This window comes from Campylobacter sp. BCW_6464, from assembly GCF_001762775.1.
In the GTDB taxonomy this organism is placed as follows: Bacteria; Campylobacterota; Campylobacteria; order Campylobacterales; family Campylobacteraceae; genus Campylobacter_D; species Campylobacter_D jejuni.
The window spans coordinates 1-706 of record NZ_MJXM01000033.1; the positions used below are offsets into that span (position 1 = coordinate 1).

A 706-nucleotide genomic window follows, 5' to 3' on the forward strand; every position below is an offset into this window, starting at 1 on the left:
TTATGGTTCCACTATTGTCAAATTTATCTATATTAAGAGTTCCTGAGTTGTTACCCCAAATTCCCATGTAAATTTGTCCATTAATTTGACCTGTATTTTCAAAGGTGTTGACAGCAATAGTTCCTGTAAAATTACCATTGTTTTCTATACCAATCTTACCATTAATGGTTCCATTATTAGTAAGATTGGTAAGAGTAAGAGTGTTGCTATCATTAGCATGGGCATAGATGATTTTACCTGTATTGCCTATGTTACCTAGAGTTCCATTTGATCCGATTGTTAAAGAATTTGATGTTCCATTTCCAGTAATAGTTACTTGTTGATTGTGTAAAGAATTTATAGTCGTATTGATCTTAGCTTGAGGACTATAAACACTTGCTGATCTAGTTTTAACATTTTTATTAACTTCATCATAAGTTTTTATTTCAGAATTTAATTTAGCATTAGCACAACTTGCCAAAAAAGAAATAGTAGCTAAAGATAAAACTATTTTTTTAGAATTTAAACAGGGTTCTTTGCCCTCTCCTATAGGTATTTTAGTTAATGTGATATTTTTCATAAGATTTTCCTCCCTTTATAATTTGTTCTATATGTTATATTTTTTAAAAATAATATAAAATACAAAATAAAACGACAGAATATTAAAATAGTTATACTTAAAATATTATTAAATACTTATTATTATAAAACTATATGATTTGAATTT

Annotated in this window: 1 pseudogene; it reads right to left on the minus strand. The window is 26.5% G+C overall.

Annotation, left to right across the window (positions count from 1 at the left end):
* Nucleotides 1–559, minus strand: a pseudogene (locus AJ885_RS02060) (hypothetical protein); the annotation flags it as partial.
* Between the last annotated feature and the right edge of the window lie 147 nt (nucleotides 560–706).